Origin of the sequence: Caballeronia sp. GACF4 (assembly GCF_023631025.1) — a bacterium.
GTDB lineage: Bacteria > Pseudomonadota > Gammaproteobacteria > Burkholderiales > Burkholderiaceae > Caballeronia.
In genome coordinates this window covers 1-3,186 of record NZ_JALQDW010000053.1, presented here as the reverse complement: position 1 = coordinate 3,186, position 3,186 = coordinate 1, and the positions used below count along the sequence as shown (strand labels likewise).

Here is a 3,186-nt window from a genome sequence, read left to right as displayed (position 1 = left end):
GCGCGGCGCACCATCAATTCCTTGATCTTGCCGATCGCCTTGGTCGGGTTGAGCCCCTTCGGGCACACGTCGACGCAATTCATGATCGTGTGGCAACGGAACAGACGATACGGATCTTCCAGGTTGTCCAGACGCTCGCCGGTCGCTTCATCCCGGCTATCCGCAATGAAGCGATACGCCTGCAGCAAGCCCGCCGGTCCGACGAACTTGTCCGGATTCCACCAGAAGCTCGGGCACGACGTCGAGCAACTCGCGCACAGAATGCACTCGTACAGCCCGTCGAGCTCGTCGCGTTCGACCGGCGACTGCAGACGCTCTTTTTCCGGCGGCGGCGTGTCGTTGATCAGATACGGCTTGATCGAATGATACTGATTAAAAAATTGCGTGAAGTCGCAAATCAGATCGCGCACCACCGGCAAGCCCGGCAGCGGACGCAGCACAATGCGCTGCGGCAGATCGTTCATGTTCTGCAAACACGCGAGACCGTTCTTGCCGTTGATGTTCATCGCGTCCGAGCCGCACACGCCTTCGCGGCACGAACGGCGAAACGACAGCGTCTCGTCGACCGACTTCAGCTTGAGCAGTGCATCGAGCAGCATGCGTTCGTGCGAGTCGATCTCCAGCTCGTAGGTCTGCATGCGCGGGGCTGCGTCCTTGTCCGGATCGTAGCGATAGACTTCGAAAATTCTCTTTGCCATTTCGATTTTCCCTTGTGCCTTAGAAGGTCCGTGCCTTCGGCGGCACCGATTCGACCGTCAGCGGCTTCATCTGCACCGGCTTGTAGTCGAGGCGATCGCCTTCGCTGAACCACAGCGTATGGCGCATCCAGTTCTCATCGTCGCGATGCTCGAAGTCGCTGTGCGCGTGCGCGCCACGGCTTTCCTTGCGCGCTTCGGCCGACACCATGGTCGCGCGCGCGACTTCGATCAGGTTCGCCAACTCCAGCGCCTCGACCTTCGCCGTGTTGAACACCTTCGATTTGTCCTTCAGATGCACGTGCTTCACGCGCGCGGTGAGTTCGTCGATCTTGCTCACGCCCTCTTCGAGCAGCTTCGATGTGCGGAACACGCCCGCATGCGCCTGCATGGTCGAACGAATGTCGTTGGCGATGTTCTGCGTGTATTCGCCCGACGTCGACTTCTCCAGCACCGCGAGGCGTTCGAGCGCGAAGTCGGCGGCATCGGCCGGCAACGGCTTGTGCTCTTTCAACTCCTTCGCGTGCTTGATGATGTGATTGCCCGCCGCGCGGCCGAACACCACCAGGTCGAGCAGCGAGTTCGTGCCCAGACGGTTCGCGCCGTGCACCGAGACGCACGAGCATTCGCCCACCGCGTAGAACCCGTTGACCGGCTCGTTATAACCATTGGACGTACCCACGACCTGCCCGTGCATGTTCGTCGGTATGCCACCCATTTGATAGTGGATGGTCGGCACCACGGGAATGGGCTCCTTGATGCAATCGACGTTGGCGAACTTGAGCGCGATCTCGCGAATCGACGGCAAGCGCTTCATGATCGTCTCGGCGCCGATGTGCGACAGATCCAGCAACACGTGGTCCTTGTTCGGACCCACGCCGCGGCCTTCCTTGATTTCCTGATCCATCGAACGCGAAACGAAGTCGCGCGGCGCGAGGTCCTTGAGCGTCGGCGCGTAGCGCTCCATGAAGCGGTCGCCGTTCGAATTGCGCAAGATGCCGCCTTCGCCGCGCACGCCTTCGGTAATCAGCACGCCCGCGCCCGCGACACCGGTCGGGTGGAATTGCCAGAACTCCATGTCCTGCAACGCGATGCCCGAGCGCGCGGCCATGCCCAAGCCATCGCCCGTGTTGATGAACGCATTCGTCGATGCCGCGAAGATACGTCCCGCGCCGCCCGTGGCGAACAGCGTGGTCTTGCCTTCGAGGATATACACGTCGCCCGTTTCCATCTCCAGCGCGGTGACGCCGAGCACATCGCCTTCGGCGTCGCGGATCAGGTCCAGCGCCATCCATTCGACGAAGAAGTGCGTTTTGGCCGCGACGTTCTGCTGATACAGCGTGTGCAACAACGCGTGGCCGGTACGGTCGGCCGCGGCGCAGGCGCGTTGCACGGGCTTTTCGCCGTAGTTGGCCGTGTGTCCGCCGAACGGACGCTGATAGATCGTGCCATCCGGATTGCGGTCGAACGGCATGCCCATGTGTTCGAGCTCATACACGGCGTTGGGCGCTTCACGGCACATGAATTCGATTGCATCCTGGTCGCCGAGCCAGTCGGAGCCCTTGATGGTGTCGTAGAAGTGATAGTGCCAGTTGTCCTCGCTCATGTTGCCAAGCGAGGCACCGATGCCGCCTTGCGCGGCGACCGTATGCGAGCGCGTGGGAAACACCTTCGACAACACAGCGACCGACAGGCCCGCACGCGCGAGCTGCAGCGATGCGCGCATGCCCGAGCCGCCCGCGCCCACGATGACCACGTCGAAACGGCGACGCGGCAGGGAAGTCTTGATTGCAGCCATGTTCTTTAAACTCTCCAGAGAATCTGTGCAGCGTAGCCGGCGCATCCGACGAGCCAGAGGATGGTCAGCACCTGAAGAAACAGGCGCACGGCCATGGGCTTCACGTAATCCATCCAGATATCGCGAATGCCGACCCACGCGTGATAGAACAGGCAAAGCAGAGTCACGAACGTGGCAAGCTTCATCCACTGCATGGCGAAGATGGACGCCCAGCCTTCATAGGAGAAGCTGTGTGCGGCGAAGAACCAGAACAGCAAAATGACGGTGTACGCCGCCATCACGACGGCGGTGATGCGTTGCGCGAGCCAGTCGCGCAGGCCGTAATGCGCGCCCACGACCAGGCGCTTCGGGCCAACTCTGTTTTGGGTTGCCATGGTCTTAGAAGGCTCCGAAAATTTTAAGGGCCATCACAGCCGTGAGAAGCAGCGAGACGACGAGCACGATCAACGCGCTTTGCTTGCCGCCTTCCTTGTTCACGCCAACGTGCGTGTCGAGCAGCAGAAAGCGAATGCCCGCGCAGAAGTGATGCAGATACGCCCACGACAGCACGAGCGTGATGATCTTGACGATGGGGTTGGCCAGAAAGCCCTTGAACGCGTCGAAACTGAGTTCCGAGGTCAGGCTCTGATCGAGCAGATAGAGAATGAACGGCAGCGACACGAAAAGCAGCAAGCCGCTGATGCGATGCAGGAT

The 3,186-nt window shown here is 60.9% G+C and carries 4 protein-coding genes; all 4 read right to left on the bottom strand.

Going from position 1 to position 3,186, the window contains the following annotated elements; all coding sequences use genetic code 11:
- Positions 1-698 (bottom strand): succinate dehydrogenase iron-sulfur subunit (locus NCR40_RS31150; protein ID WP_250470234.1); only part of this gene is annotated, 698 nt, incomplete at its 3' end.
- Between the two features lie 19 nt (positions 699-717).
- Complete coding sequence (gene sdhA / locus NCR40_RS31145) at positions 718-2,493, bottom strand: succinate dehydrogenase flavoprotein subunit (protein WP_244829109.1); 1,776 nt, start codon at positions 2,491-2,493, stop codon at positions 718-720.
- A gap of 5 nt (positions 2,494-2,498) precedes the next feature.
- On the bottom strand, positions 2,499-2,867 hold the full coding sequence (gene sdhD, locus NCR40_RS31140) for a succinate dehydrogenase, hydrophobic membrane anchor protein (RefSeq protein WP_250511816.1): 369 nt from the start codon (positions 2,865-2,867) through the stop codon (positions 2,499-2,501).
- 4 nt (positions 2,868-2,871) lie between these two features.
- On the bottom strand, positions 2,872-3,186 hold a 315-nt coding region (gene sdhC, locus NCR40_RS31135), incomplete at its 5' end, for a succinate dehydrogenase, cytochrome b556 subunit (RefSeq protein ID WP_250511815.1).

Coding starts and splice junctions, on each gene's coding strand:
- sdhD (WP_250511816.1), bottom strand. CDS start 2,867: ATGGCAACCCAAAACAGAGTTGGCCCGAAGCGCCTGGTCGTGGGCGCG.
- sdhA (WP_244829109.1), bottom strand. CDS start 2,493: ATGGCTGCAATCAAGACTTCCCTGCCGCGTCGCCGTTTCGACGTGGTC.